Source organism: Amycolatopsis sp. NPDC003676 (genome assembly GCF_053587275.1).
This window is the reverse complement of the sequence record NZ_JBSFNS010000078.1, coordinates 1-24,234: the sequence shown is the minus strand read 5'-3', so window position 1 is coordinate 24,234 and position 24,234 is coordinate 1. Positions and strand designations below refer to the sequence as shown.

Below are 24,234 nucleotides of genomic sequence, written 5' to 3'. Positions count from 1 at the left end.
CTCAGATGAACCTCCACAAGTGGTCCGGCGTCCCGTTGTCGTCCCACTGCGTCACCTGTGCACCGTCCGCAGTGGACTGCTGATCGACTGCCATCACCTTTCCACTGTGGACATTCTGCAGCTTCCACCAACCGCCGCCCGCGTCGACGATGCGCCACAGGTGATCCGGCGTTCCGTTGTCCTGGAACTGCTGCACGTGCGCACCGTTGTCCAGGCTCTGGTCGTGCACCGCGAGGACCTTTCCGCTGTTGCGGTTCATAATCCGGACAGTCCCGTCGCCGCTGTCCAAGACTGTCCACACGTGATCGACCGTGCCATTGTCCTGCCACTGCGTCACGTCAGCAATGTCCGAAAGCGACATATCCTGCACCGCCAGGAGTTTCCCGGACCGTTGGTTCTGGATCCGCCGCCACGAAGTCGTCGAAGCAGCCGGATGCGGCAGCAAAGCCAGATACCCAGCAGCGACCGGGCGCGCTTGGAAGCCGGACTGCCGGGCATCAGCGACGAAGTACCAGTCCGAGAACGGAACCCGCGAACCCGTCGTGTTGGCGAAGCTGTAGACGCCTTCGATGAGCGTCGCGCGGATGTCGGCGTGGTCGGTCAGCCAGGCGGCCGTCCACAGTTCCCAGTCAGCTTTCGTGTAGTCGTGCCGGAGGTCGAGCGGGACACCGTGCGCGCCTCGTTTTGATTGATACCAAGCAGCTTCACGCGCGGCAGTGCCGAGTGGCACCAAGTCGAGCCCAAGCAACCGGTCCGCGAAACCGTTGTACTTCAGGCTCCAGGTGCCGGGCTGGTCATACGCCATCCGCAGGTGCGAACCGTCGTTGGCCAGCGTCGTCCATTGGCTGATGTAAGACCGCGAAATGGACCGATACCGCAAGGCATCGGCGGAGTTGCCGGTGACATCAGCGAGAACGGCCATCGCGCCGACGCCGATGATGCCCTTCAACGCGAGGTTGGCGCTGTGCGCGATCCAGCCGGTGAAGTCGTCGGTCTGGTTCTGGTTGCCCGGGTCGAGCGTGTTTCCTACCAGGTATTCGGCCCACTGCCGCAGAATTCCGTAGTGGGCGTTGACGAAAGCCTTCGCCGCCGCGGAATCCAGCCGCTGCGCCACCGCGGCGGACATGATGAGCATGTTGGCCGATTCCTCGACGGGCATGCTCTCCTCGTTGCCGTCGTTGTGCCCGGCCGCGTTCGGATAGGACGCGCCGATGTCGTGTTCCGAGAACGTCATCGGCCAGCCGCCGTGTTCGGCGTAGTCGAGGACCGGTTCCAGCAACAAGCGCACGAAGTCCGGCGAGAGATGGAGGTAGCCGGGCAGCGCCGGGTAGATCACGTCCACTGTGGACACGTTGCCGCTGGACGAGATCTCCTTCAGGAACGCCCACGGCGAGCCGTTCCGGTCGACCAGTTCGGTGCCGCCGAACGCTTGGCGCAGCGCGAGCGCGCAGATCGCCGCGTAGTGGTCGCCGGTGCCGCCACCGCCGGCCGCGGCGGAGGCTTCGCTGTCGATCCGCTGGTCCAGCGCGATCCCGGCGGCGAGCGCGGCCGGGTAGTCGGCGTGGAACCAGGCGACCATGTCCTGCCACGAGGACCAGTAGTGCGTCCACCACGGCGCCAGCTGCGCGCCGAGGTAGCTGACGGCGGGGGTGCGGACGTGCCCGATCGCCACCACCAGCGGATCGGCCGCCGCCCCGGGCGCGACGACGCCCAGATCTTTGGCGAACGCGAGGACGGGCCAGCGGTCGCTGATCGCCCGCGGCTGGTCCGGATCGCTGGTCCCGGGCAGCGCTCCCCCGTTCGCCGACGTCGCGCGCACGACCGTGTCCTGCCCGATTTGCCAGGTCGCGCCAGAAGGCGCCGCGACCACGAGCGAACCCCAGCGCGGCTGGTCGTGCCCGTCCTCGGCGAGCGCGCCCGGCGAAGCGGCCTGGACGCTCAGCGACGTGATGCCGCCGGATTCCTGCCGCTGCCAGCCGACCGGCGTGGCCGAATCCCATTGCAGCCATTCGGCCGACGTGTCGAAATGCAGCGAGACAGTATGCGTCCGGCCGTCGGTGCTCGCGGCGGCGACGGTGACGTAGCCGAACGGCACGCACTGGCGCTGGAGGTTGCCGGGATCGACCGGCGAGAAGAAGGTGACGGTGAGGGTCACGCCGCCGCCGGAGAGTTCGTAGATCGAGCGAGTCGCGGTGACCTGCAAGGAGTTCTGCGACATCGGCGTCAGGCTCGGACCGGACGGCAGCTGCGGCGCCCCGGCGAACACGTACGCCGCGCCGTCGATCCGGGCGATCCCGCACAGCGCGGTGACGTGCCCGGTCCAGAACGTCGACCAGGTGCCGGGCAGGTTGTCCGCGGCCTGCCAGGTCGAGAGGTACGGCGAACGCACGATGAGCGGCGTCGCGGGCGGGCGCAGCGGGTTCAGCGTGCCCGCCGGAGCGGCCGAGGCGGTGGACTGGACCAGTTCCGGGGCGCACCAGAGCGCGGCGGCCGCGGCCGCGCCGGTGCCCGCCCAGCGCAGGGCGTCGCGGCGGCTGACTTCGCGGGGACTTTCGGAGGAGGACATCGACAGCTTCTTTCGGTCAGATGCCGGACACGGGAAAGAAGAAACCGAGCTGCCTCAGTGTGGCACCGCGATACAACGTTGTAAATCTGTCGAAAGCACTGACAAGCGCTGTCCGTTTCCAGACAGCGCTTGTCATTCCCAGCTACCGCCCGGCGGCGTACCCCTGCTCGCCGCGCGAATTCGCCGCCGCCGAAAGCACCCCGGTCTCAGGATCCCGCGCCACCGCGCACAACCGGCCCTCCGACCACGGCTCCCCCACGGTCACGTCGTGGCCCCGCTCCTCCAGCGCGGCAACGACGTCCGCACCGATCCGCGACTCCACCGTCACGCTCCCCGCCGCCATGCCGCGCGGGTAGAACGAACTCGGGAAGCTGTCGGTGTGCCAGTTCGGGGCATCGATCGCGCCCTGCAGGTCGAGCCCGCCGCGGACCTTCTCGCGCAACGCCGTGCCGAGGAAGAAGTGGAAGTTCCACTGGTCCTGCTGGTCGCCGCCGGGCGTGCCGAACGCCATCACCGGCACGCCGTCGCGCAGCGCGAGCGACGGCGAAAGCGTGGTGCGCGGCCGCTTGCCCGGCGCGAGCGAGTTCGGCAGGCCGGGGTCGAGCCACGCCATCTGCAGCCGCGTGCCCAGCGGGAAACCCAACTCCGGCACGACCGGGTTGGACTGCAGCCAGCCGCCGCTCGGCGTCGCGGCGATCATGTTGCCCCAGCGGTCGACGACATCGAGGTGGCAGGTGTCGCCGCGGGTCAGGCCGTCCTTCGCGACGGTCGGCTCCCCCGCCCCGATCGCCGACGCGGTGACCCCGCCGCCCGCGACGTAGTGCGCGTGCCGGCTCAGCTGAGGTTCGCGGCCTTCCGGACTGCCGGGACGCAGATCGAACGACGCCCGGTCGCCGATCAGTTTGCGCCGGACTTCGCTGTACTCCGGGGAAAGCAGCGCCTCGATGGGCACTTCGGTGCTGTCGCCGTACCAGGCTTCACGGTCGGCCATCGCGAGCTTCGTGCCCTCGATGAGCCGGTGGTAGTACTCCGGCGTCGCGTACTCCAGCTCGTCCGGCAGGAGCGCGAGTTGCTGCAGAAACGCCGGACCTTGGCTCCACAGCCCGGCTTTCGCGACAGTCCAGCCGTTCCAGGTGTGGGTGACCGGGTCCTCGTAGGTCGGCCGGAACACGGCGATGTCGTCGGCGGTGAGGGTGCCCGCGTGCCGTTCGCCGGAAGAATCCATCGCCGGTTTCGCAGCGAAGTCAGCAAGCGCCTCGGCGATAAACCCTTCGCGCCACGCTTTCCGCGCTGCCTCGATCTGCGCTTCCCGATCGCTCCCGGCCGCCTCCGCTTCCGCGATCAGCCGGCGCCAGGTCTCGGCGAGCGCGGGATTCTTCAGCAGGCCACCGGGTTTCGGCGCGACCCCGCCGGGCAAGTACAGCTCGGCCGACGTCGTCCATTCGTTCTCGAACAGCTCGCGGACGGTCTCCACCGTCGCGCCGACGCGCTCCACCGCCGGGTGGCCGTCCGCCGCGTAGTGAATGGCGTACTTGAGGACCTCGCGCAGCGACTTCGTGCCGTGGTCGTGCAGCAGGAGCAGCCATGCCTCGACCGCGCCGGGCACCGCGGCGGCGAGCGGGCCGGTGCCGGGGACGAGGTCAAGGCCGAGCGAGGTGTAGTGCTCGATCGTCGCGCCCGCCGGCGCGGGCCCTTGCCCGCACAGCACCTTCGGCGCGCCGCCCGCCGGGGCGAGGATCAACGGCACCTCGCCGCCGGGGCCGTTGAGGTGTGGCTCGACGACGTGCAGCACGAACGCGCCCGCGACCGCGGCGTCGTAGGCGTTGCCGCCGTCCTCGAGGACCGCCATCGCGGCCGCCGAAGCGAGCCAGTGGGTGGACGACACCATGCCGAAGGTGCCCTGCAGCGTCGGGCGCGTCTGGACCATGGCCTTATCGTCGCGCGCGAGCTGGCGGTACGTCAAAGACATCTGAGACACCGGTCCGATAGCGTATCGCTATGGAACGCCGTCAGCTGGAGTACTTCGTCGCGATCGCCGAGCACGGCGGGTTCACGCACGCGGCCCGGGCGTTGCGGGTGGCGCAGCCGTCGTTGTCGCGGGCGATTTCGAAGCTGGAACAGGACCTCGGCGTCGAGCTGTTCCACCGGGTCGGGCGCAACGCGGTGCTGTCGAACGCCGGCGAGCTGCTGGCCGGACGCGCCCGGCTGGTGCTGCGCGACCTCGACGCCCTGCGCGCCGCCGCGCGGATGGCGGGCGACGGACCGGCCGGGCGGATCGACGTCGCGGCCACGTCGTCGTCCGCGCTGGAGCCGGTGATCAGCATCATCGCCGAGATGCGCACGCGGTACCCGGGCGTTTTGGCGAGCACGTCGGCGGCGTTGTCGGCGGCCGAGGTGGTCGCGATGGTGGTGCAGGGGCGTTGCGAGGCCGGGGTGTGCGGGAGCGCGGAACGGCCGGTCGGGCCAGGTCTGGTCGCGCATCATCTGCGGGACGAAGAGCTGCTGTTGGTCGCCCCGCCGGGCACCGAGATCGGTTCGGACGGGGTCGTCGAGCGGGCTGAACTCAGCGGCATGCAGTTCATCGTCACCACGTCGCCGACGGCGGTGCGCGGGTTCTTCGACCGCCTGGCGGCGAGCGTGCCGGATCTGTCGATCGCGGCCGAGGTGGGCGACCGGAGCGTCGTGCTGCCGATGGTGCTGCGCGGGATCGGCGCGAGCCTGATGCCGGACGGCTGGGCGGATCTCGCCCGCCGGGCCGGCGCCGAGGTGCTCCGGTTCGCGCCGCCGGAGAAGCTCCCGCAGTGGTTGATATATCGGTCCGGGCCGATTGCCGCGGCAACTCAGGCCTTTGTGGACATCACCCTCGCTTCTGGCGGGACTGACAGCATCGGCGCATAGTGGCCGTCCGGATACGGCTCCTCCGGCAACCGCTCGACCGACGTCACCCGATCCCGAGCCCGCGCCGCCCGGTCGCGTTCAGCTGCCCGGGAGCGAACCGGTCCGGCCAGGAACGCTCGTAATGCTCGCCCGGGAAGTCCGACGGACTGGACCCGGACTCGAACGCTTCGCGCACCGACCCGGCGTACGCCTCGTTGCGCGGGCACCACGGCGCGGCCGGGATGTACATGACGTTGCCCCAGCCCCGCTGGTTCTCCACCGGCGCGACGCTGTGGATCAGATCGCAATGCCACCACACGGAATCGCCCGCCCGCACGTCCGGGATTCCGCTGGAAGCCCGCAGCAGCAACGAATGCCATTTCTCGCTCGCCGGGAACACCTGATTCACCGTGACGCCGCACATCTCGTCTTCAGGCACGTCGGCCAGCAGCGGGCGCAGCATCAGATAACCCATCGCCTCCGGAATCGGCACGGTGTGCAGCACACCCTGGTCGTGTTCCATGTCGGACAGCGCGGTCCAGCCCTGGAAGGTGCGGAACACCGAGCACATCGTCGAACCCTCGAACTGCGGCCCGGCCGTGCGATGTGCGGCGTCCCACGGGTCATAGGACTCGACGGTGCCGTCGAACAGGTGCCGAAACGCGCGCTGGTACGCCTCGGTCATCCAGAGATCCAACGTGCCCGGGTCGAGATGGGTGCCGAGACCGCCGGAATCCGTGCCCGGCGGACGGCGGCGGATCCGGTCCGGATACAGCGAATCCCGGCCGGGGTCGAACCACCGGACGCCGTCGGATTCGGAACGCCACTGCGCGTTGAGGAACGCCTGCACCCGCGCCATCCGGTCGCTTTGCCGCGCCTCCATCTGCGCCGGCGACCAGTAGATCGGATAGATCTCGGGCCGCGAGCCGACGGTGCCGAAGAAGTCGTCGCCGGGGCCGCGGTACTGCTCGAAGAACCGGTTGCCCTCGACGTACTCGACGATCCCCGCGTCCCAGTCCAGCGCCTGCTCGCGCGGGAAATGACCGCGCACCACAAGACAGCCGCGCCTCCGCAGCCGCGCGAGGTCTTCTTCGGAGACCCTGCCCGCCTCGATGTCGGCGTAGTCCAACTCCGGCCAGATCGCCTCGCCGCGCGCCTTCGCCGCCTCGACCTCCTCGACCGCCGCAGCGACACGAGCCTCGACCACCGCGAAAACCTCCTCCACGGTGCGCCCGGACGCCTCGATCCGCGCCCGCAGCGCGGCTTTGATCTCGCGGATCGCGGCCGGAAGGTCGTCCGGCGTCGTCTCCCAGTGCGGCAACGGGGGCAGCTGCATAGCACTCGCTCCATTCAGGAAGGGCTCCTTACTGAACCGACGGTAAGGCGCCCGCGCCGATTCAGGCAACACTCCTGACTAAATCGGCTACACTCGCGCCGGTGACCCCGGCCAAGCCCTCCCTCGACCTGCTCCGGTCGCTGACCGACGAGCACGTCCTGCGGGCGCTGCTCGCGCAGCGGCAGCTCACGCGCGCGCAAATCGCCGCCCACACCGGCATTTCCAAGCCCGCGGTCGGCGACAGCGTCGCCCGGCTCGCCGAGGCCGGGCTGCTGCGCGACACCGGCGAACGCACCACCGGCCGCGGCCGCGTCGGCACCTATTACGCGCTGGCCGACGACCTCGGCACGGCGCTGGTCGTCAGCATCGGCCACGACGGCGCGGTCGCCGAGGCCGTCGACGTTTTTGGCGAGGTGCTGGCCCGGCACGTCGAAGACCTCGGCCGGCCCGTGCGTCCGAGGAAGGTCGCGCAGGCTCTCCGCAAGGCTGCGACACAGGTCGCCGACGACGCCGGGCCGCTCCGGCTCGCGGTCGTCAGCGCGGCCGATCCGGTCGACCGCGCCACCGGGAAACTGGTCCACCTGCCCGATTCCCCGTTCCTGCTCGGGGAACTCTCTCCCGCCGACGTCCTCGCGCCGCTCGTCGCGGGCCCGGTCACCGTCGACAACGACGTGAACTGGGCGGCCCGCACCGAGCAGGCCGCCGACGATTTCGCCTACCTCTTCCTCGGCGAAGGACTCGGCTGCGCGGTGGTCGCCGACGGCGAAGTGCGTCGCGGACACGCCGGTTTCGCCGGGGAAATCGCGCACGTCCTCACGCGCGGCGCGGACGGTCAGGCTCTCGCGTTCATCGACGTCTTCGCGGATCTCGGTGTCCGCCAACCGGATTCGACCACGATCGACGTCGAAGCCCTGCTGTGCGCGATCAAATCCGACGACGTCCTCGACACCCTCGCCGACGCGATCTGCGGCGTGCTCCTGGCTTTGGTCACCGTGTCCGACCCGGAACTCATCATCCTGGGCGGTCCGTGGGGCCCCGCCGTGCTCGACGCGGTGTCGGCCCGCTTCGCGCGGCTGCCGCGCAACGTCCCGCTTCGCGCCCCGCACGCCACGGATTCCCCCGCCCTCGCCGGCGCGCGCGACGAAGCCGTGCGCGCCCTGCGGAGCGCCCTTCTCAGCCCTTGATGGTCTTCTTGATCCAGTCCAGCTGACCGAACACGTCGCCGTCGGCCGCGACGCTGCTGCGGTCGGATTTGCTGGTGACTCCCACGATCGTGTCGCGATCAGCGGTCGACATGACCGGACCGCCGGAATCGCCGCCCGCCGTGACGCCGGTCGTGGTCAGCGCGCAGAAATCGGTGCCGCCGGAGATGGTCATGCCTTCGCAGCGCTGGTCGCCGGGATCGATGACCTTCGCGTCCACCTGCTTGAGCACGTCGGATTGGCAGCTGTTCTCGTCTCCGGTGCAGGTCGCGCCCCAGCCGAGCTGGCGAACCGTCTCGCCCGGCCGCACCGGCCCGGCGGTCGGCAGCTTCGCCGGGGTGATGGTCATCGGAGCGACCTTGATCAGCATCATGTCGGCCAGCGTGTGGTTGTTGCGGCTGCCCGGCACCGGCCGGACGACGGTGCCGAGCCGCTGGTCGAGATTGCCGACGCGGAACTCGATCCGGGAGTCCGCGATGGGTTCGGCTGCCTCGTTAAAGCAGTGGTCGGCACCGATAATCCACTCGCGACTGATCGCGGTCGCGGTGCACTCGGGCTTGCCGTCGACCAGCATCCGCACCGCCCACGGGCCGTAGCCGGAGACTGATCCGCCGATCACGGCCGACGCCGGGGTCGCCACCGTGACGGCGGCCAGGGCGGCGACTGGGGCCAGGACGGCCAACCGGCGGAGCAGCATGGTCAAGACGTCCCTTCGGCAGCTGGCGTTACAACATCAAGACGCGGCAGCTGGCGAGTGGTTGCGCCTCGGATTCAGGACTTGTCCGCGGCCTGAGCCACGAAAATCCCCGTTTCCAGGAATGCCCGCCATTCAGCCGGGGACTGGCTGTCCATCGCCCGCCGAGCCGCCGCCTGGACATGGCTGCCCGGCGTCGAGCGAGTCCAGATCTCCCGGACCAGCGGCCCCTCCTCGAGATACCTGGCGTAGCTGGCCTCGACGCCGACGACCGCGGCCGCACGCGCCTTCATGTCGTTCAGCTTGTCCTTCGCCGCGGCCTCGAAGATGCCGGTGTCAATGAACGCCCGTCGCTGCTCCGGCGTCTCGCAGGAGTACGCCGCCATCCACACCTCGGAAGCGTAAGGCGCCTGACGCGCCCAGATGTGCCATACGAACTGATCGTCCGTCAGCTGCGCGGCCAGCGCCGCATCCATGCCCACCGCGGCGGCCGCCTTCACTCGTGCGTCGCGGAGTATCTTTTCCGCGGCTTCCTTCTCCGCCGCCTCCTTCGCGGCGGCCACGTCGCGCTGATGCTCGACGAAGATGCCGTGCACGATGAATTCCTTCTTGTCCTCCAGAGTCCCCTTGACGGCGGCAGCCGCAGCCGCCCGCACGAACGAATCCCTGGGGGCGTGCTCCCACAACGCGAAAACGAAATTCGGGTCCTCCTGGCTCAACAGCATCCGGGTCAGCTCGAAACCGAGCAGCGCGGCAGCGGGCTGCCGTTCCGCGCGCCGGGCCTGGAACAGTGCCTCCCGGTCCAGATCCCGTTGGTGCGCCTGGTAAATCGCGGTGGTGAGGAAGTACGAAGTCGAGCCGATGGTGTCCGCGTGATATGCCTCGTACTGGACTTCCTCGGCAACGTCTCCCTGTCGTTGCGCGGCCAAGTAGATCTCGTGCACGAAGTCGCTTTCGCTGAGCCGCAACAGTTCGGGGGTGATCACGAGCCCGACGACGGCGGCCGCGTTCGTGCGCACCTCCTCCGGCGTCTGCGCCACAGCGGCAACCGGAGCCGCAGTCGCCACCGCCGGAGCGGCGACCCCGGTCGCCACCGTCAGCGTGGCGAGGACAACGGCGGCCGCCAGTCTTCGAACTCGGGAATTCGACATAAGCGTCATACCGGGTGGATATCCCCGAGATCAGCAGGCGTTACCGATCATCGGCCGGAGTCCCGCTGGTTGACATGTCGGAAACTTCCGACGTAACGTAGCGTCATGCCCGACGACGTCTTCCTCGCTCTCGCCAGTCCCGTCCGCCGGCGTCTGCTCGAGATCCTGGCGGACGGCCCGCACACCGCGGGCGACCTCGCGGCGCGGTTCGAGCTGAGCCGTCCGGCGGTGGCCGAGCACCTCAAAGTGCTGCGGGACGCCGCTTTGGTCCGCGACGAAGCCGTGGGGCGGCAACGTTTTTACCACCTGGAAAGCGATCCGCTGGAGCAGGTCGGCGAATGGCTGCACCCGTTCGAGCGGTTCTGGCGCAGCCGCTTGCGCAGCATGGCCGACCTGCTGGAAAACGAGGAGGAAACCCCGTGACGTACGCCCGCATCGGCAGCATCTCGGTCGATCAGTTCATCGCCGCCGCCCCGGAGAAGGTCTGGCGCGCGCTCACCGATCCCGAACTGCACGCGAAGTGGTGGGCACCCGGCGACATCGGCCCGGACGTCGGCCACGAGTTCCATCTGGAGATGCCCGGGTTCGGCTCGATCCCGTGCCGCGTAACCGAATCCGAGCCGCCGTCGAAGTTCGTCTACACCTTCAACGGCGACTGGACCCTCACCTGGACGCTCGTCGCCGAAGGCCAGGGCACCCGGCTCCTGCTCAACCACTCCGGCTTCGACCTCGACGACAAACGCCAGGCCGACGCGTGCGAGCGGATGGGCCCCGGCTGGCGCGACGGCGTGCTGCCCCGGCTGGCGAAGCTCGACCTAGGCTGAGCCCTCAGGCTGGACGGCGAGCGTAGACCACCGCCTGCGGCACCTCGCTGTCCAACTCCTCCACCCATTCCGCGGTGACGGTGAATCCGGCCTCCCGCAACCACTCCGACACCTGCGCGGGCTGCCGGCGGTGGACGTACACCTGCATCGCGTGCCCGCCGTAACCCTGCGTCTTCAACCGGGCGACGTCGCCGACGTGGAAGCCGATCGCGACCGGTGCGCCGGGCCGCAACACGCGGTAGAACTCCGAGATCGCAGTGGGCACCTCGTCGTCCGGGACGTGGATCAAGGCCCACCACGACAGCAGCCCGGCCACCGAAGCGGCGGGCAGCGGGAGCGCGGTCATCGACCCGACCGCGAACCGCAGCCCCGGGTGATCCCGCCGGGCCACCTCGATCATGCCGGGCGAAAGGTCCAGGCCGAACGCGTCGAGACCAAGGCCGTTCAGGTGCGCGGTGACGTGCCCGGTGCCGCAGCCGACGTCGGCGACCGGGCCGTTTCCCTGCACCTGCGCGGCAAACAAGCCCAACGTCATTCGCAGCGAAGGACTTTTGGCGATCGAGTCGCGCAAGCGGTCGGCGTAGCTGTCGGCGACGGTGTCGTACGAGGTCCGGGTGTCGGTCAGCCAGGTCTGCACGACGGCCACGCTAGCTCAACGGCGCGCCGAACCACTGGCGAAGCGCGGGTTCCAGCCCGTCCGGAACACCGGCCCACGCCACGTATCCGTCCGGCCGGACCAGCTTCGCCTCGGCACCCGTCTCGACGTGGTGCACCCGATCCGCCCACCGAGCCGCGATATCGCCGAACTGGTTGCCTGGATCCATGAGAACGCCGCGTCCGGCCCGCAGTTCCGGACCGAGATCGTGCGCGGGAAGCCCGACCAGCGGATGGTCCTCACTGCCCGGCAACGGGTAGCGGAATCCCATGCCGGACAGCATGTCGTCCAGCAAGTACTGGACTTCGGGCAACTGCACCAGCTCCGTGAACAACGACCGGGCCGCGGCCGAATCGGGGCCGCCGTCCAGAAGCAGAGACTGCGCCTGGACGTTGCGCAGCACCGCCGCGCCGACCGGATGCCGTTCCGCGTGATAGCTGTCCAGCAATCCCTCGGGCGCGGTGCCGCGAATTGCCGCGCCGAGCTTCCAGCCGAGGTTCATCGCGTCCTGGATTCCCGCGTTCATGCCTTGCGCACCAAAGGGAAGGTGCACGTGCGCGGCGTCGCCGGCCAGGAAGACACGGCCGTGCCGGTACTGCGCGGCCTGCAGCGCGGCGTTCGTGATCCGGCGTGCGTAACGGAGTTCGACCAGTTCCACGCGATCGCCGAAGACCGTCTTCAGCCCGGTGCGGATCTCGTCCTCGGTGACCGGCGTGTCCCGTTCCAGCGACCAACCGGGTCCGCCGAACGTCAGCCGGCGCAGCGGGCGGCCTTCAGCGTCGACGCCGAGCGGGAACACCTGCGCGCGATAACCCTCCGGGGTGATCGTAGTCATCGGGACCTCGGCGCTCAGCCGCACGTCGGCGGCCACCATGGTCGCGGTCCCGGGACGGCCGGAGAACTCCGCGCCCAGCAGCTTCCGGACCGTGCTGCGCCCGCCGTCGGCGGCGACCAGGTACTGGGACCGGACCGTGGCACCGTTAGCGAATCTCGCGGTGACGCCGTCCGCGTCCTGCTCCAGCCCGATCAGTTCGTGCTCCCGGCGGACGTGGATTCCTTCCGCGGCAAGGTGTTCCTCCAGGAATCCCTCGATCGCCACCTGCGGCACCGACCGCCACGGGAACCGGTGCCGTTTGTGGACCAGCGGCAGCAGATTCCCGGCGAAATGCGCTGTCGTGACCGGATAGTCGCCGGTGGCCAGCAGCGGTTCGAGCAGGCCGCGCTGGTCGAACGCCTCCTGAGTCCGGGACTGCAGCCCGCCCGCCTTGGACAGTTCGCTCGCCTGCGGCAGCCGGTCCACCAGCACGCAGGACACTCCGGCGAGCCGCAGTTCGTTCGCCGCTGTCATCCCGGTCGGCCCGGCGCCGACGACGAGCACCTCGGCAGTCATGATCTCTCCCCTCGAGGGTCGGTGTGTTCGGAACCGACTCTCGGCCCGGCATCGGCGGGCGAGCCAGAAAGCGACACGATTGCGGCGGATTCCGACATGAGTACTCTCGATCCGGTGGATTCCGACTACGACGACCTCGACCGCCAGCTCGTGCACGCCCTGCAGATCGACCCGAGGGCCCCGTTCAGCACGATCGCCGACGCGCTCGCCGTGTCGGATCGCACCATCGCGCGCCGCTACGCGCGACTCCGGTCGACTGGAGCGGTTCGAGTCATCGGCAGCGTCAACGAGACGGCTTCCGGTGCGGTGCAATGGTTCCTGCGCATCCGGTGCGCACCCGCCGCAGCAGGCGCGGTCGCCGAGGCACTCGCTCGGCGGCCGGACACCGCTTGGGTGAGCCTCACGTCCGGCGGCACCGAAATCACCTGCACGGTCCGCATCGAAAACGAGGCCGACAGCGAAGCGTTGCTGCTGGCCAAACTTCCCCGCACCCCGCGCGTCGAGGGCGTCACCGCGCATTCGGTGCTGCACGCGTTCTACGGCGGACCGGACAACCTGGTCGCCAAACTCGGCGCGCTGGACGAAGCCACCGTCGCCCGGTTGCGCCCGCCGCCGCTCCCCCGTCGCCCAGGACCGGCGACCCTCGACGACGGCGACCGCACACTCCTCGCCGCACTGGCCGCCGACGGCCGCGCCGGGTTCGAACAACTCGCCGCCGAGACCGGCTGGTCCCCCACGACCGTCCGCCGCCGGATGGCGGAACTGCGCGAACGGGACGTGCTGTACTTCGACCTCGACCTCGACTGGCGGTTGCACGGCAAGGGAATCCGGACACTGCTGTGGCTTTCGGTCGCCCCGTCGGCATTGGAAGAGGCCGGGGCCGCGCTGGCCACGCACCCGGAAGTCGCGTTCGCCGCCGCGACCACCGGCCCGACCAACCTCTACGCGACAGCGGTGTGCGCGAGCCAGCACGAGCTGTACCGCTACCTCACCACCAGCGTCGCCGCGCTTCCCGCGGTCACCCACGTGGAAACGGCACCGGTGATCAAGACGGTCAAACGGGTAGCAAACCGGCTGTGACGCAGTACGAACGGGCGCCCTCCCGGTCAGCGGTTGACAGCGCGGCGGTGACCCGTCAATGATTCGTTCGGCTTTCCCCGGTGGGAAATTCCCGAACGCGTCCGCGAACTGTCCCCGCCTTTTCGAGGAGACATCGATGTCATCGGTCAGCCGTCGCAGATTCATGCAACTCGCCGCGGCCACCGCCGCGGGCACGGCGTTGCCCGCGAGCATCGCGCGGGCGGCTTCAGTGCCCGCCGCCGTGCGCACCGGCACGCTCGCGGACGTCGAGCACGTTGTCGTGCTGATGCAGGAAAACCGGTCGTTCGACCACTATTTCGGGACCCTCAACGGCGTCCGCGGCTTCGGCGACCCGCGCCCGGTTTCGCTGCCGAGCGGGAAATCCGTGTGGAACCAGGCCGACGCGGGCGGCACCGAAACGCTGCCGTTCCGGCCCGCCGAGGACAACCTGGGCCTCACCTTCATCGAGGACCTCAACCACGACTGGAACGGCACGCACACCGCGTGGAGCACCGGCCGCTGGGACAAGTGGATCCCGGCGAAAACCCGCACCACGATGGCGTATCTGACGCGCAAGGACATCCCGTTCCACTACGCGCTCGCCGACGCGTTCACCATCTGCGACGGATACCACTGCTCGATGCTGTCCTCGACCGACCCGAACCGGTACTACATGTACACCGGCTGGACCGGAAATGACGGTTCCGGCAACGGACCGGTGCTGGGCAATGAAGAATCCGGCTACGGCTGGACCAGTTTCCCGGAAATCCTGGAAAAGGCCGGGGTTTCGTGGAAGATCTACCAGGACGTCGGCAACGGTCTCGACAAGGAGCACAAGTGGGGCTGGACCGATGACGCGTACATCGGCAATTACGGCGACAACTCGCTGCTTTACCTGACGCAGTACCAGAAATCGACCCCGGGCAGTCCGCTCTACGACAACGCGCGCACCGGCACCCACGCCGCCGCGGGCGACGGTTTCTTCGACCACCTCACCGCGGACGTCAAAGCGAACCGCTTGCCGCAGGTTTCCTGGATCGTAGCGCCGGAAGCGTACTGCGAACATCCAGCGTGGCCCGCCAATTACGGCGCCTGGTATGTCTCTGGTGTACTCGACGCGCTCACGTCGAATCCGGACGTGTGGAGCAAAACCGTCCTGCTCATCACTTACGACGAGAACGACGGTTTCTTCGACCACGTCGTCCCGCCGTATCCGCCGCGCGACGCGAACTGGGGCAAATCGACGGCGAGCGTCGCCGGAGAATGGTACGAAGGCGGCGCGGCCGCATCGTATCTGACCGGAATGCCTTACGGACTCGGCCCGCGCGTGCCGCTGCTGGCCGTCTCGCCGTGGAGCACCGGCGGCTGGGTCTGCTCGCAAACCTTCGACCACACGTCGCTGATCCAGTTCGTCGAAAAGCGATTCGGCGTGCACAACCCGAATATTTCGCCGTGGCGCCGTGCGGTGTGCGGGGACCTCACGTCGGCGTTCGACTTCACCGGAGCCAACAGCGGCGTCCCGTCCCTGCCCGGCACCGGCGACTACCAACCGCCCGCCGACCACAGCACCCCGCCGACCTACCACCCGGTGCCGCCCTCGAACGGCTCGCTCCCGAAGCAGGAACCCGGCACCCGCAAGGCCCGCGCGCTGCCGTACGACCTGGCCGCGGACACCGAGGCCCGCGACGGCCGGATGTACTTCACCTTCACCAACTTCGGCGACGCCGGAGCCGGGTTCCACGTGACGTCGAAGATGCGTTCCGACGGGCCGTGGCCGTACACCGTGGAGGGCCACAAGTCGGTCAGCGACAGCTGGCACCTGCCGAGCGGCGCGGGAGATTGGTACCAGTACTCGGTTTTCGGCCCGAACGGCTGGCTCCGCGAACAAGCCGGAACCATCGGCGGCTTGGGACCGGAGGTGACTGCGCGGCACGACGCTGGCTATGTGACGGTCACGTTCACGAACCCGAGCAGCCGAACGGTCACCTTCACCGGCGTTGACGCTTACGCGCCCACCGAGGCTTACCAGTACACGCTCGCCCCGGGCACTTCACGAGCCGTGCCGAAGTGGGGCGTCGCGAACGGCTGGTACGACATCACGGTGAAGGCGGATCACGACGGGCAGTACGTTCGGCGTTTCGCGGGCCACGCGGAGACCGGCCAAGCCTCGACCAGCGACCCGGCCATCGCCACCGACTAAGCGGTACGTGAGGGGAACCCTGAGGGAATCTGATTCCCTCAGGGTTCCCCTCACGGCTTTCGGAAGCCAGCCACCGCCAGTCCGACTGCGGCCAGCACGACCGCCAGCCCGCCGAACCCCGCCCCCAACGTCGCCGCCGAGGCGATCGCGCCGACCAGCAGCGGTCCGCCCGCGTCGCCCAGTTCGCGGCCGACCTCAGCCGCGCCCATCGTCTGCCCGAGCCGTTCCTTGGGCGCGGCACCGGCCAGATGCGCGAACCCGATCGGCGTCGCCACCCCGACCCCGACCCCGATCGCGACCGCCGCCGCCAGCACCCCCGCGATACCAGGAATCAGCGCCCCCAACGCCAGCCCAGCGGCGGTCAGCAGCAACCCGCCAGCCATCCCCCACCCGTCGGGAATCCGCCCGGCGTCCCGGAGCCGTCCGGCCCACGGCTGCACCAGTGCGGAGCACAACGCCAGCACCGATACCACCGCACCGGTCGCGACCGTGCCGAGCCCGCTCGCCGCTCCCGTCACCGGCAGGAATCCGATACCCACCGCGAGCGCACCGGTCGTTCCGGCCAGCACCGCGGTCGGCCGCAGGAACCCAGGCTCAGCGAGGCGACGGGCAAGGTCGAGAACGGTCTGCCGCTGGCGCGGCAACGGCTCCGGCGCGGGCACCACCAACGCGGCCCACCCCGCGACAGCGAAGGCCAGCACCGCGAGAGTGCCGAACAGCAAGGAAAACCCGCCGAGCAGGATCAGCACGCCGCCGAGCAACGGGCCGAGCGCGTAACCGACGCTCTTCCAAGCCCCGTAACCGCCGAACGCCCGCCCCTGCCGTTTCTCCGGCGACAACCGCGCGACCAGCGCCCCGGCCGCGGGCGAGAAGGCCGCCGCGGCCGCGCCCTGCCCGAACCGCGCCAGCCCGACCGCCGCCGGATTCCCCGCGACGACAAACGCCGCCGACGCGAGCGCGAACGCCAGCAACCCGCCGAGCAGCACCGGCCGCGGCCCGATCCGGTCGGCCAGCGAGCCGAACACCGGTTTCAGCACGACCTCGGCGCCGTCGTAGACCGCGAGCAGGAGTCCCAAGGTCAGGAGGGAATCGCCGTGCGTGTAGGCGCCCAAGCTGGCGGCGATGCTGTGCGCCCCGAACGCGGTGACGAACCCGGCGGCGTACAGCGGACGCAGCTCAGCGGAACCCATGCGAAACCCTCACTTCTGCCGCGGGGACTGAATATTCCGCCCGGAGTGGTCGGCGAACGGTCGCACGCCATCCCTGGCCGGCTCGCTCACCAGGACCCATCCGAACCCTCACCACTGCGGCGCGCCAGTCGAACCCGCCCGCCGCGGTCGGCGAACAACCACATCCGCCCCACGCCGTCCCGAGCCGAGACCAACCGCACTCAACTCACCAAGACCCATCCGAACCTCGCCACTGAGCAGCGGCCAGCAAACCTGCCCGGCACAGTCGGCGAACAGCCCCATCCGCCACACGCCACCTTCAGGCGCACTCGACTCACTACGCCCCATCCGAACCACCACCGCGGCGCGGCCAGCCAAGCCCATCCGCCACACGCCGCCCCCAAGCGCACTCGACGCACCACGACCCATCCGAACCCGCACCACCGCGGCACGGCCAGCAAACCCATCCGCCGCACGCCGCGTTCACCCCCGCCCGAAGCCCTCACATCTGGTGCAGGGCTTCGAAAACCCGCTCGGTGTACTCGGCAAGCCGCTCCGCGCAATGCTTCAACCGCTGCTCCGCCTCCCCGGCAGAAGGCGCGCCGAACACATCCCGCGCCTTCAAATCCCGATGCCAGCGCCGCAGCCGCTCGAGGCTCTGCTCTTCCTCCTCCAGTTCGGCCATCGTGAACTTGCCGATCCGGATTTCCTTGTCGATCTCGGCGTCGAACTTCCCGCAGTCGCCCAGGAACTCCGCCCACTCCTCTTCCCGCTCGGCGGTGAACAGCTCGACCAGCCGCGAACCGTCGCGTTCGGCGGCGTCGAGTGTGATCACCTCGCCGTCGCCGCGTTCGGCCAGTTCGGCGACCCGCGCGACGCCGCCGGCGAACCCGGGCACGTCCGGCACCGCCCAGGCGCCCTGCCCGAGCGACAACGCGCCCACCCGCCGCAGCTCGCGCCACACGGCGACCCGATGCCGCGACGGTCCGGACGGCACCCGCACCACCAGCACCAGCCACTTGTCGTCTGCCACAATGCTGAATGTAGCACGTGTTACATTCAGCGAGGTAGCGCCGCCAGGAACGCGCCGACCGTCCGGTCCGCCAGCGCCTGCCGGTCCGCCAACGGCAGCGAGAGGCACTGCAGCGTCACGCCGTCGATCATCGCGAACACCTGCGCCGCCACGTCCTCGGACAGTCCGGCGTCGACATACCACTGCCGCAGCTCGCGATCGAGCTTCGCGTTTTCCTCCCGCAGCACCGGATCCACCACGGCAGCCGCCGCGTACGCGAGCCACACCCGGGCCCGCCGGGAGCGCGGTTCGTCCAGCGGCAGCCACAGTTCGACGTAGCCGGCGATCGATTTCGGTTGCGCCGCTTCGATTTCCGCCAGGAACTGCTCTCCCGCGTACTCGAAACCGGCGCGCACGAGGTCGTTCTTCGTCCGGTAGTAATACTGCACCTGAGCCGGAGAAACACCCGCCACGGCGGCGACCGTCCGGACGCTCAGCGCGCCGATTCCCTGCTCCGCCAACACTTCCAGCACAGCATCGAGCACATGGGAAGCCCGCTTCACTGCCGAGACGCCCCCGTGCGCGCCCGCCACGCGACGGCGACCAGTTCGAGAATCCCGATCACTCCCACCACCACGCCGACCTGCCGCAGCCCGACCACCGGCGTCTCGACGTCGTGGAACACGAAGTACAGCACCGCACCGACGACCACCATCAGCACGCCGACCGCGACGTGCCCCCATTTCCCGTTCATCTCGCACCCTCCTATACGAACGTACAATACGACCGTACAGGATCAAGCAGTCTTCCGCGCCGCCAACCGTTCGACAATCCCGGCCTTGCTCCGCTCCGCCCGCTCCACCGCGAACCCGGCCGCCGCGAGCAACGGCAGCGGCCGGCGGGTCAGGTAGTCCCCCAGCTGCCACACGGTCAGCTTCTCCACCAGCCGCTGCACGGCGAGAACGAACCACCGGTCGCTGCCGACGTGGTCCAGCAGCAACAGCCGCCCGTCCGGGCGCAGCACCCGGTGCATCTCCGCGATCGCGCCGCGCTCGTCCGGGACGCCGCACAAGCCCAGCGTGCAGACGACCGTGTCGAACGAGCCGTCCGGGAACGGAAGGGACTGCGCGTCGGCCTCGGTCAGCGTCACCTCGCGCCCGAGCTCAACAGCCCGGCGGCGCGCGAGGTCCAGCATCGACGGGCTGAGGTCGATCCCGGTCAGCCGCACATCCGGCGGATACAACGGCAGATTCCGCCCGGTCCCGACGGCGACCTCCAGCACCTCCCCGGCAGCCTGCCCGCACACCCACTCGCGGCCGTCGGCGAGCAGCGCCGCCTCGACCCACGCGATGTCCCGGTCGTACCGCGGCGCGGCCTCGTCCCACGTCCGCCGCAGCCAGTCCTGTCCCCGCTCCGCCATCGTCGTGAACTCCTCTCCGCCGGGGCTTTCCCAGTACCCTCGCATCCCGTGGGGGACTTCGACTACGACTCGGAACTGCGCCGCCACGACCGGCACCTGCGCGAGGCCGCCGACGTCCAGCCGGACGACCACGTCCTCGACATCGGCTGCGGTACCGGGCAGACCACCCGCGCCGCCGCTCGGCGCGCGATTCGCGGCAGCGCGCTGGGAATCGGCCTGTCCGCCTCGCTGCTCGCCCGCGCCGAGCGAGCGGCCGCGGACGTGCCCAACGTCCGGTTCGTCCAGGCGGACGCGCAGGCGCATCCGTTCCCGCCGGCGGCGTTCACGCTCGGGCTGAGCCGGTTCGGCACGATGTTCTTCGCCGATCCGGCCGCCGCGTTCGCCACCATCGCCCGCGCGCTGCGGCCCGGGGCGCGGCTCGTGCAGCTGGTATGGCAGGAGCGGCGCCGCCAGGAATGGGTCACCGCGATCCACCGCGCGCTCGCCGAGGCCGATCCGCCGGACGGCACCGCGCCCGGAGGCAAAGTCCGAGCCCTCGCCCGGCTGCGCGCCGAAATGGCGAAGCACCACAGCCGCGACGGCGTCTGGTTCAACGCCCGGGCGTGGCTCGTCACCGCGCGCCGGACCTGAATGTCACAAACTCCCGGCGGCCGGCGTCCTATGGGCGATCGTCCCCAGAACGCGAAGGAGCCACCCATGACAGCGCCCGGCGAAGCGAGCCCGGACCTCGCCACCGAGACCTTCCTCGCCCACCGGAACCTGCTGTTCACCGTGGCGTACGAGATGCTCGGCTCGGCCGCCGACGCCGAGGACGTGCTGCAGGAAACCTGGCTGAAGTGGGCGGGCGTCAACCTCGACGAGATCCGCGAACACCGCGCGTACCTGGTCCGCATCACCACGCGCCAGGCGCTGACCCGGCTGCGCACGCTCGGCAGGCGCAAGGAGTCCTACGTCGGGACCTGGCTGCCTGAACCGCTGCTCACCGCGCCGGACGTCGCCGAGGACGTCGAACTGGCCGACAGCGTCTCGATGGCGATGCTGCTGGTGCTCGAAACGCTGCGGCCGACCGAGCGCGCGGTGTTCGTGCTGCGCGAGGTCTTCGACGTGCCTTACGACGAAATCGCCGAAGCGGTCGGCAAAACCCCGGCAGCGGTGCGGCAGATCGGGCACCGGGCACGGTCGCACGTGTCCGCCCGCCGTCCGCGCGGCGACGTCACGCCCGCCGAAACCCGCGGCGCGCTCGACGCGTTCCAGAAGGCCGTCGAGACCGGCGACCTGCAGGGACTGCTCGACCTGCTCGCCCCTGACGTCGTCTTCCTCGGCGACGGCGGCGGCGTGAAGCAGGCGGTGCCGCGGCCGATCGTCGGCGCGGACAAGGTCGCGCGGCTGCTGACCGCGGGCGGTGCCCAGATCCCCGCGCCGCTGCGCCCGATGCAGGTCAACGGGCATCCGGCGCTGGTGCTGAAGCTCGACGGCGAGGTCGACACGGTGCTCACGCTGCGCATCGACGACGGCAAGATCACCGGCCTCTACGCGGTGCGGAATCCGGCGAAGCTGTCGCACATGGACTCGGAAACCGCCCTTCGCCGCTGATTCCGGCCAGTGCTACGCACAGTAGCCCTGACTCTGGCGCGCGCCACCCGGACGGACCATGCCATCCTGGTCCCGCCAGGGGCGGCCCGCCGGGCCGCCGCCGTACCGAGGAGAGGACCGACGTGGGCGTTGTCAGCTGGATCGTGCTGGGCCTGATCGCCGGGTTGATCGCGAAGGCCCTCATGCCGGGCAAGGACCCGGGCGGCTGCATCATCACCATCCTGCTCGGGATCGGAGGCGCGTTCGTGGGCGGCTGGATCGGCAAAACGCTGTTCCACACCCAGCTCGGGACGTTCTTCGACCTGCGCACGTGGGGTCTCGCGGTGCTCGGCGCGCTGGTCATCCTGACCGGCTACCGGCTCATCGTGGGCGGCCGCCGCCGCGACTGATCCCCGGGGCGGCCCGCTCGGCGTGAGCGGGCCGCCCCACTCCTCGTGGTCCGGCCGGACTCACCCGGGCGAGGCCTCGAATTGAACGCGGGCCCGGATTCCGGGCTCGTTTCGTGGCAGAATCAGCGGAGAAGTTTCGGCCAGGTCGACGGGCGGAGCGGACGATGGCGCTGCGCGACCACGAACAACATCAGCTGGACGAGATCGAACGATGCCTCGCCCAGGAGAACCCGCGCCTTGCCCGCCGGTTCGAGAAGTTCCGCCCGATGCCGGTGATCACCTTCGCCGCGGCCGCGCTCGGCGTGCTCAGCGTGTTCCTCACCGGCCTGGTCACGCTCGTGGTCGGGTTCGGCATGGCCTCCGCCCCGCCGATCGCGGTGGGCGCGGTCCTCACGACGGCGATCCCGCTCGCGATCATCTGGTTCTACCGCTGCCACTGGCGCTGACGCCTGCCAGGAAAGCGTCGTCAAGCAGCCACGCGCCCGCGCCCGAAACGGCGGAACAACGCGAAACCCGCGATCGCCGTCACCAACTCCCACGCAACCGTCGTAATCACCGACACCGACAGCACATCGACCTGATCCGGAGACGACGACCGCAACTGCCCCCGCGCATCCACCCGCACCCGCGTCAGCCCACGCGCCGCCGGGTCCGAACGCAGCGGGATGTTGGCTTCCTCGGTGCCGCCGTCCGGGGCGGTCCAGGTGACGCGCCGGGTGTCGGGCATCGCGGCGCCCTCGGTGCCGCGCAGCGCGCCGGACTCGGGCGCGACGGACGCGACCACGGACCGGCCGGGCGCGCGCTCGATCGCCGCGGCGCCCTGCCGGTGGATCCAGAACCCCAGCCAGAGCCCGGCCACCGCCGAGACCGCGACGGCCGCGGCCAGGACGGGAAGGAGGAACACGCGACCGCGCACCGCGGACGCGCCGAAACCACCAGAAGCCATGTCCTAGAGAATGCCGGGAAAACCGGGCGCACGGCAGGGTTTGCGGACAAATGTGCCCAAGTCGCGGGAAAAGCCGCCCGCGACGGGCAAACGACGCCGCGTCGATGCCCGGTTTCACCCGTTCTTTTCACTCATTCGTGGGTAACGCCACACGGAGGCAACCCAGACGCGACTGGCTGCCCGAGAGCGGCGGGCCAGTCGCAGACCATTCCGCGGCGCCCGCACCGTGTCGTTTATTGCCGCTGTCTTCCGCCAGTACGTGGGATTCTTCCGGAACGCGCAATCACCCGCCGGACGCGCTCAGCAATGCCTGTCCGGTGGCCGTCACCGCGTGCCGCACCGTGTTCCCGTCCTGCTGGCTCTCCACCAATCCCGCGCGACGCAGGACGCCCGCGTGTTTGCCCGCCGCCACCGGGGTCACGCCGATCTCGCCGGCCAATTCGGCGGTGGAGAGCGGGACCGCCAGCGCGTGCAGCGCGCGGGCCCGGGTCGTGCCGAGCAGATCCGGCAGCGGGTCCCGCGCGGCGTCGCCTGCCGCGATCGCGCGTTCCGCGGGCGCGCCCCAGACCACCGGCAGCTCTGGTCCGGTGCCCGGATCCGGTTCCACGACCCGGAAATAGGCCGGGATCACGAGCAAGCCTCCGAAGTAGACACTGCGGTCGGCGGGCGGTTCGCCGGACAACTCCGGGCGCTCCCAGCGAATCGGCGCGGCGGCTTTGTCTCCGGCGGACGGCCAAGTCGGCGACTGCCGAGCCGAGCCGTACGACGCGAGTGCCGAGCCGAGCAGGGCGCGCGCCCCGTCGGCCAGCTCCCCGACCCACGACGGCGTGACCCCGTGCACGAAAAACGTCTGGATGTCCGCGCGCAGCGTCGTTTTCGGGACGTGCACGAGACCGTCTCCCGCGACCGGGCCGATCTGCCGCCGCCGGTCCGGCTGCCTCAGCGCTCCCGCGTGCCGGATGCCCGGCGCGCCGGACGGCAGCGCCCGCAACGCCCGGTTGCGGATCTCCAGCGCGGCCGCCGGACGCGGCTGCGGAAGCAGGCTCTCCCGGCGAAGTTGCTTGCGGGCGCGCGCGGACCAGACCCGCAGCCCGCTCGCCGGACGGCGGCTCTGCAGAGCCGTGAGGCTCAGCACCAGTTCCCACAGCGGATCGGGGCCGGTGCGCCGCCTCGTCCGGCCGAAATCGTCGTCGGTGAAATGAATGCGCAACGCCATGTGCTCCCCCTGCCCCCCGACATGGTTGCGCTTCCAGAGTGCCGCGCGGATCCGCCGCTGTCCAGGCGCTTTTTCCCGGAGGGGAAAGAACCCACCGAATGCCAGCGAATCTCGCTGAATCAGGTGGTCGGTCCGCACACAGTTCGCAGCGGAACCGCGAAAGCGAGACAAATCGTCTCGCCGGATCGGGCGCACGCATTAGCCGGAAGCGCCGTGCCCGCCCGGAGGCCGCCGGATCCAGGCCGTGCGGCACGGCTCCCGCCGGTTTGCGGGCGCCGCCGGAGTGCCGATGGACCAGCAGTTCCCGACATTTGCCGCAGGCGTTTTCCCCCACCCGGGCGACTATTTCCGCCGTGAAATGCGAAACGGGGCCCGGCCGCGTGGGCCGGACCCCGTTTCCGGTGCCTCAGTGCGTCGGGCTCAGCCGAGCAGGAGGCCGTTGCCGCCGGCGACGGCGTTGTCGAAGCGCTTGGAGATCTCGGCCCAGTTGAAGATGTTCCACAGGGCGTTGACG

The 24,234-nt window shown here is 69.9% G+C and carries 24 protein-coding genes and 1 pseudogene; 10 read left to right on the top strand and 15 right to left on the bottom strand.

Annotated features, from left to right (window positions below; all coding sequences use genetic code 11):
* Nucleotide 1: 1 nt before the first annotated feature.
* Entirely contained in the window at nucleotides 2-2,566 is a 2,565-nt protein-coding gene (locus ACWDNU_RS32430; RefSeq protein WP_449671679.1) for a glutaminase domain-containing protein, read from the bottom strand.
* Between the two features lie 142 nt (nucleotides 2,567-2,708).
* The gene (locus ACWDNU_RS32425) at nucleotides 2,709-4,493 is read right to left on the bottom strand and encodes a gamma-glutamyltransferase family protein (RefSeq protein ID WP_449671678.1); all 1,785 of its coding nucleotides are present in this window, start codon (nucleotides 4,491-4,493) and stop codon (nucleotides 2,709-2,711) included.
* A gap of 71 nt (nucleotides 4,494-4,564) precedes the next feature.
* On the opposite strand from ACWDNU_RS32425, the gene ACWDNU_RS32420 reads away from it, so the two are divergent.
* Entirely contained in the window at nucleotides 4,565-5,464 is a 900-nt protein-coding gene (locus ACWDNU_RS32420; protein ID WP_449671677.1) for a LysR family transcriptional regulator, read from the top strand.
* Between the two features lie 43 nt (nucleotides 5,465-5,507).
* On the opposite strand, the gene ACWDNU_RS32415 is transcribed toward ACWDNU_RS32420, so the two are convergent.
* Nucleotides 5,508-6,779 (bottom strand): YbiU family protein, encoded by a 1,272-nt coding sequence (locus ACWDNU_RS32415; protein ID WP_449671676.1) that lies wholly within the window; start codon nucleotides 6,777-6,779, stop codon nucleotides 5,508-5,510.
* Between the two features lie 101 nt (nucleotides 6,780-6,880).
* Here ACWDNU_RS32415 and ACWDNU_RS32410 point away from each other — a divergent pair, with 101 nt between their 5' ends.
* Complete coding sequence (locus ACWDNU_RS32410) at nucleotides 6,881-7,963, top strand: ROK family protein (RefSeq protein ID WP_449671675.1); 1,083 nt, start codon at nucleotides 6,881-6,883, stop codon at nucleotides 7,961-7,963.
* Here ACWDNU_RS32410 and ACWDNU_RS32405 read toward each other — a convergent pair.
* Nucleotides 7,953-8,678: a S1 family peptidase gene (locus tag ACWDNU_RS32405; RefSeq protein WP_449671695.1), complete on the bottom strand. Its 726-nt coding sequence runs from the start codon at nucleotides 8,676-8,678 to the stop codon at nucleotides 7,953-7,955. The two genes, ACWDNU_RS32410 and ACWDNU_RS32405, sit on opposite strands and share 11 nt — an antisense overlap.
* Before the next feature lie 74 nt (nucleotides 8,679-8,752).
* Nucleotides 8,753-9,835 (bottom strand): hypothetical protein, encoded by a 1,083-nt coding sequence (locus ACWDNU_RS32400; RefSeq protein ID WP_449671674.1) that lies wholly within the window; start codon nucleotides 9,833-9,835, stop codon nucleotides 8,753-8,755.
* A gap of 96 nt (nucleotides 9,836-9,931) precedes the next feature.
* Between ACWDNU_RS32400 and ACWDNU_RS32395 the strand changes: the two genes are divergently transcribed.
* Nucleotides 9,932-10,249: an ArsR/SmtB family transcription factor gene (locus ACWDNU_RS32395; protein ID WP_344264264.1), complete on the top strand. Its 318-nt coding sequence runs from the start codon at nucleotides 9,932-9,934 to the stop codon at nucleotides 10,247-10,249.
* Nucleotides 10,246-10,650, top strand: coding sequence for an SRPBCC family protein (locus tag ACWDNU_RS32390; RefSeq protein WP_449671673.1), 405 nt, complete (start codon nucleotides 10,246-10,248; stop codon nucleotides 10,648-10,650). Before ACWDNU_RS32395 ends, ACWDNU_RS32390 begins: the two co-directional genes overlap by 4 nt.
* Before the next feature lie 4 nt (nucleotides 10,651-10,654).
* On the opposite strand, the gene ACWDNU_RS32385 is transcribed toward ACWDNU_RS32390, so the two are convergent.
* The gene (locus ACWDNU_RS32385) at nucleotides 10,655-11,296 is read right to left on the bottom strand and encodes a class I SAM-dependent methyltransferase (RefSeq protein ID WP_449671672.1); all 642 of its coding nucleotides are present in this window, start codon (nucleotides 11,294-11,296) and stop codon (nucleotides 10,655-10,657) included.
* Nucleotide 11,297: 1 nt separating this feature from the next.
* The gene (locus ACWDNU_RS32380; protein WP_449671671.1) at nucleotides 11,298-12,695 is read right to left on the bottom strand and encodes an FAD-dependent monooxygenase; all 1,398 of its coding nucleotides are present in this window, start codon (nucleotides 12,693-12,695) and stop codon (nucleotides 11,298-11,300) included.
* Nucleotides 12,696-12,809: 114 nt separating this feature from the next.
* On the opposite strand from ACWDNU_RS32380, the gene ACWDNU_RS32375 reads away from it, so the two are divergent.
* Both ACWDNU_RS32375 and ACWDNU_RS32370 read left to right on the top strand, forming a co-directional pair.
* Nucleotides 12,810-13,775, top strand: coding sequence for an Lrp/AsnC family transcriptional regulator (locus ACWDNU_RS32375; protein WP_449671694.1), 966 nt, complete (start codon nucleotides 12,810-12,812; stop codon nucleotides 13,773-13,775).
* A gap of 136 nt (nucleotides 13,776-13,911) precedes the next feature.
* Nucleotides 13,912-15,975: a phosphocholine-specific phospholipase C gene (locus tag ACWDNU_RS32370; RefSeq protein ID WP_449671670.1), complete on the top strand. Its 2,064-nt coding sequence runs from the start codon at nucleotides 13,912-13,914 to the stop codon at nucleotides 15,973-15,975.
* Nucleotides 15,976-16,025: 50 nt separating this feature from the next.
* Here the strand turns inward: ACWDNU_RS32370 and ACWDNU_RS32365 are convergent, their stop codons facing one another.
* The 5 genes from ACWDNU_RS32365 to ACWDNU_RS32345 form a co-directional block, all read right to left on the bottom strand.
* Nucleotides 16,026-17,165: an MFS transporter gene (locus ACWDNU_RS32365; RefSeq protein WP_449671669.1), complete on the bottom strand. Its 1,140-nt coding sequence runs from the start codon at nucleotides 17,163-17,165 to the stop codon at nucleotides 16,026-16,028.
* A 481-nt stretch (nucleotides 17,166-17,646) separates the two neighbouring features.
* Nucleotides 17,647-18,177: a Chromate resistance protein ChrB gene (locus ACWDNU_RS32360; protein ID WP_449671668.1), complete on the bottom strand. Its 531-nt coding sequence runs from the start codon at nucleotides 18,175-18,177 to the stop codon at nucleotides 17,647-17,649.
* A gap of 26 nt (nucleotides 18,178-18,203) precedes the next feature.
* On the bottom strand, nucleotides 18,204-18,689 hold the full coding sequence (locus tag ACWDNU_RS32355; RefSeq protein ID WP_449671667.1) for a TetR/AcrR family transcriptional regulator: 486 nt from the start codon (nucleotides 18,687-18,689) through the stop codon (nucleotides 18,204-18,206).
* A gap of 26 nt (nucleotides 18,690-18,715) precedes the next feature.
* Entirely contained in the window at nucleotides 18,716-18,910 is a 195-nt protein-coding gene (locus tag ACWDNU_RS32350; protein ID WP_449671666.1) for a hypothetical protein, read from the bottom strand.
* A gap of 42 nt (nucleotides 18,911-18,952) precedes the next feature.
* Nucleotides 18,953-19,576, bottom strand: a complete 624-nt coding sequence (locus ACWDNU_RS32345) for a class I SAM-dependent methyltransferase (protein ID WP_449671665.1) — start codon at nucleotides 19,574-19,576, stop codon at nucleotides 18,953-18,955.
* 48 nt (nucleotides 19,577-19,624) lie between these two features.
* On the opposite strand from ACWDNU_RS32345, the gene ACWDNU_RS32340 reads away from it, so the two are divergent.
* The 4 genes from ACWDNU_RS32340 (at nucleotide 19,625) to ACWDNU_RS32325 (ending at nucleotide 22,004) form a co-directional block, all read left to right on the top strand.
* Nucleotides 19,625-20,206, top strand: coding sequence for a class I SAM-dependent methyltransferase (locus ACWDNU_RS32340; protein ID WP_449671664.1), 582 nt, complete (start codon nucleotides 19,625-19,627; stop codon nucleotides 20,204-20,206).
* Nucleotides 20,207-20,272: 66 nt separating this feature from the next.
* Nucleotides 20,273-21,169 (top strand): RNA polymerase sigma-70 factor, encoded by an 897-nt coding sequence (locus tag ACWDNU_RS32335; protein WP_449671663.1) that lies wholly within the window; start codon nucleotides 20,273-20,275, stop codon nucleotides 21,167-21,169.
* A 122-nt stretch (nucleotides 21,170-21,291) separates the two neighbouring features.
* Nucleotides 21,292-21,558 carry a GlsB/YeaQ/YmgE family stress response membrane protein gene (locus ACWDNU_RS32330; RefSeq protein ID WP_009077073.1) on the top strand — a complete coding sequence of 89 codons (267 nt, stop codon included), beginning with the start codon at nucleotides 21,292-21,294 and terminating at the stop codon, nucleotides 21,556-21,558.
* Nucleotides 21,559-21,722: 164 nt separating this feature from the next.
* On the top strand, nucleotides 21,723-22,004 hold the full coding sequence (locus ACWDNU_RS32325; RefSeq protein ID WP_449671662.1) for a DUF3040 domain-containing protein: 282 nt from the start codon (nucleotides 21,723-21,725) through the stop codon (nucleotides 22,002-22,004).
* A gap of 20 nt (nucleotides 22,005-22,024) precedes the next feature.
* Here ACWDNU_RS32325 and ACWDNU_RS32320 read toward each other — a convergent pair whose 3' ends face one another.
* The 3 genes and pseudogenes from ACWDNU_RS32320 to ACWDNU_RS32310 form a co-directional block, all read right to left on the bottom strand.
* Nucleotides 22,025-22,504 carry a hypothetical protein gene (locus ACWDNU_RS32320; protein ID WP_449671661.1) on the bottom strand — a complete coding sequence of 160 codons (480 nt, stop codon included), beginning with the start codon at nucleotides 22,502-22,504 and terminating at the stop codon, nucleotides 22,025-22,027.
* A gap of 283 nt (nucleotides 22,505-22,787) precedes the next feature.
* The gene (locus ACWDNU_RS32315) at nucleotides 22,788-23,720 is read right to left on the bottom strand and encodes a winged helix-turn-helix domain-containing protein (protein ID WP_449671660.1); all 933 of its coding nucleotides are present in this window, start codon (nucleotides 23,718-23,720) and stop codon (nucleotides 22,788-22,790) included.
* 420 nt (nucleotides 23,721-24,140) lie between these two features.
* Nucleotides 24,141-24,234, bottom strand: a pseudogene (locus ACWDNU_RS32310) (superoxide dismutase); the annotation flags it as partial.

Excerpts from the sequence above, each read along its gene's own strand:
- ACWDNU_RS32430 (WP_449671679.1), bottom strand. The coding sequence starts at position 2,566 with ATGTCCTCCTCCGAAAGTCCCCGCGAAGTCAGCCGCCGCGACGCCCTG.
- ACWDNU_RS32425 (WP_449671678.1), bottom strand. The coding sequence starts at position 4,493 with ATGGTCCAGACGCGCCCGACGCTGCAGGGCACCTTCGGCATGGTGTCG.
- ACWDNU_RS32420 (WP_449671677.1), top strand. The coding sequence starts at position 4,565 with ATGGAACGCCGTCAGCTGGAGTACTTCGTCGCGATCGCCGAGCACGGC.
- ACWDNU_RS32415 (WP_449671676.1), bottom strand. The coding sequence starts at position 6,779 with ATGCAGCTGCCCCCGTTGCCGCACTGGGAGACGACGCCGGACGACCTT.
- ACWDNU_RS32405 (WP_449671695.1), bottom strand. The coding sequence starts at position 8,678 with ATGCTGCTCCGCCGGTTGGCCGTCCTGGCCCCAGTCGCCGCCCTGGCC.
- ACWDNU_RS32400 (WP_449671674.1), bottom strand. The coding sequence starts at position 9,835 with ATGACGCTTATGTCGAATTCCCGAGTTCGAAGACTGGCGGCCGCCGTT.
- ACWDNU_RS32395 (WP_344264264.1), top strand. The coding sequence starts at position 9,932 with ATGCCCGACGACGTCTTCCTCGCTCTCGCCAGTCCCGTCCGCCGGCGT.
- ACWDNU_RS32380 (WP_449671671.1), bottom strand. The coding sequence starts at position 12,695 with ATGACTGCCGAGGTGCTCGTCGTCGGCGCCGGGCCGACCGGGATGACA.
- ACWDNU_RS32370 (WP_449671670.1), top strand. The coding sequence starts at position 13,912 with ATGTCATCGGTCAGCCGTCGCAGATTCATGCAACTCGCCGCGGCCACC.
- ACWDNU_RS32365 (WP_449671669.1), bottom strand. The coding sequence starts at position 17,165 with ATGGGTTCCGCTGAGCTGCGTCCGCTGTACGCCGCCGGGTTCGTCACC.
- ACWDNU_RS32350 (WP_449671666.1), bottom strand. The coding sequence starts at position 18,910 with ATGAACGGGAAATGGGGGCACGTCGCGGTCGGCGTGCTGATGGTGGTC.
- ACWDNU_RS32345 (WP_449671665.1), bottom strand. The coding sequence starts at position 19,576 with ATGGCGGAGCGGGGACAGGACTGGCTGCGGCGGACGTGGGACGAGGCC.
- ACWDNU_RS32335 (WP_449671663.1), top strand. The coding sequence starts at position 20,273 with ATGACAGCGCCCGGCGAAGCGAGCCCGGACCTCGCCACCGAGACCTTC.
- ACWDNU_RS32325 (WP_449671662.1), top strand. The coding sequence starts at position 21,723 with ATGGCGCTGCGCGACCACGAACAACATCAGCTGGACGAGATCGAACGA.
- ACWDNU_RS32320 (WP_449671661.1), bottom strand. The coding sequence starts at position 22,504 with ATGGCTTCTGGTGGTTTCGGCGCGTCCGCGGTGCGCGGTCGCGTGTTC.
- ACWDNU_RS32315 (WP_449671660.1), bottom strand. The coding sequence starts at position 23,720 with ATGGCGTTGCGCATTCATTTCACCGACGACGATTTCGGCCGGACGAGG.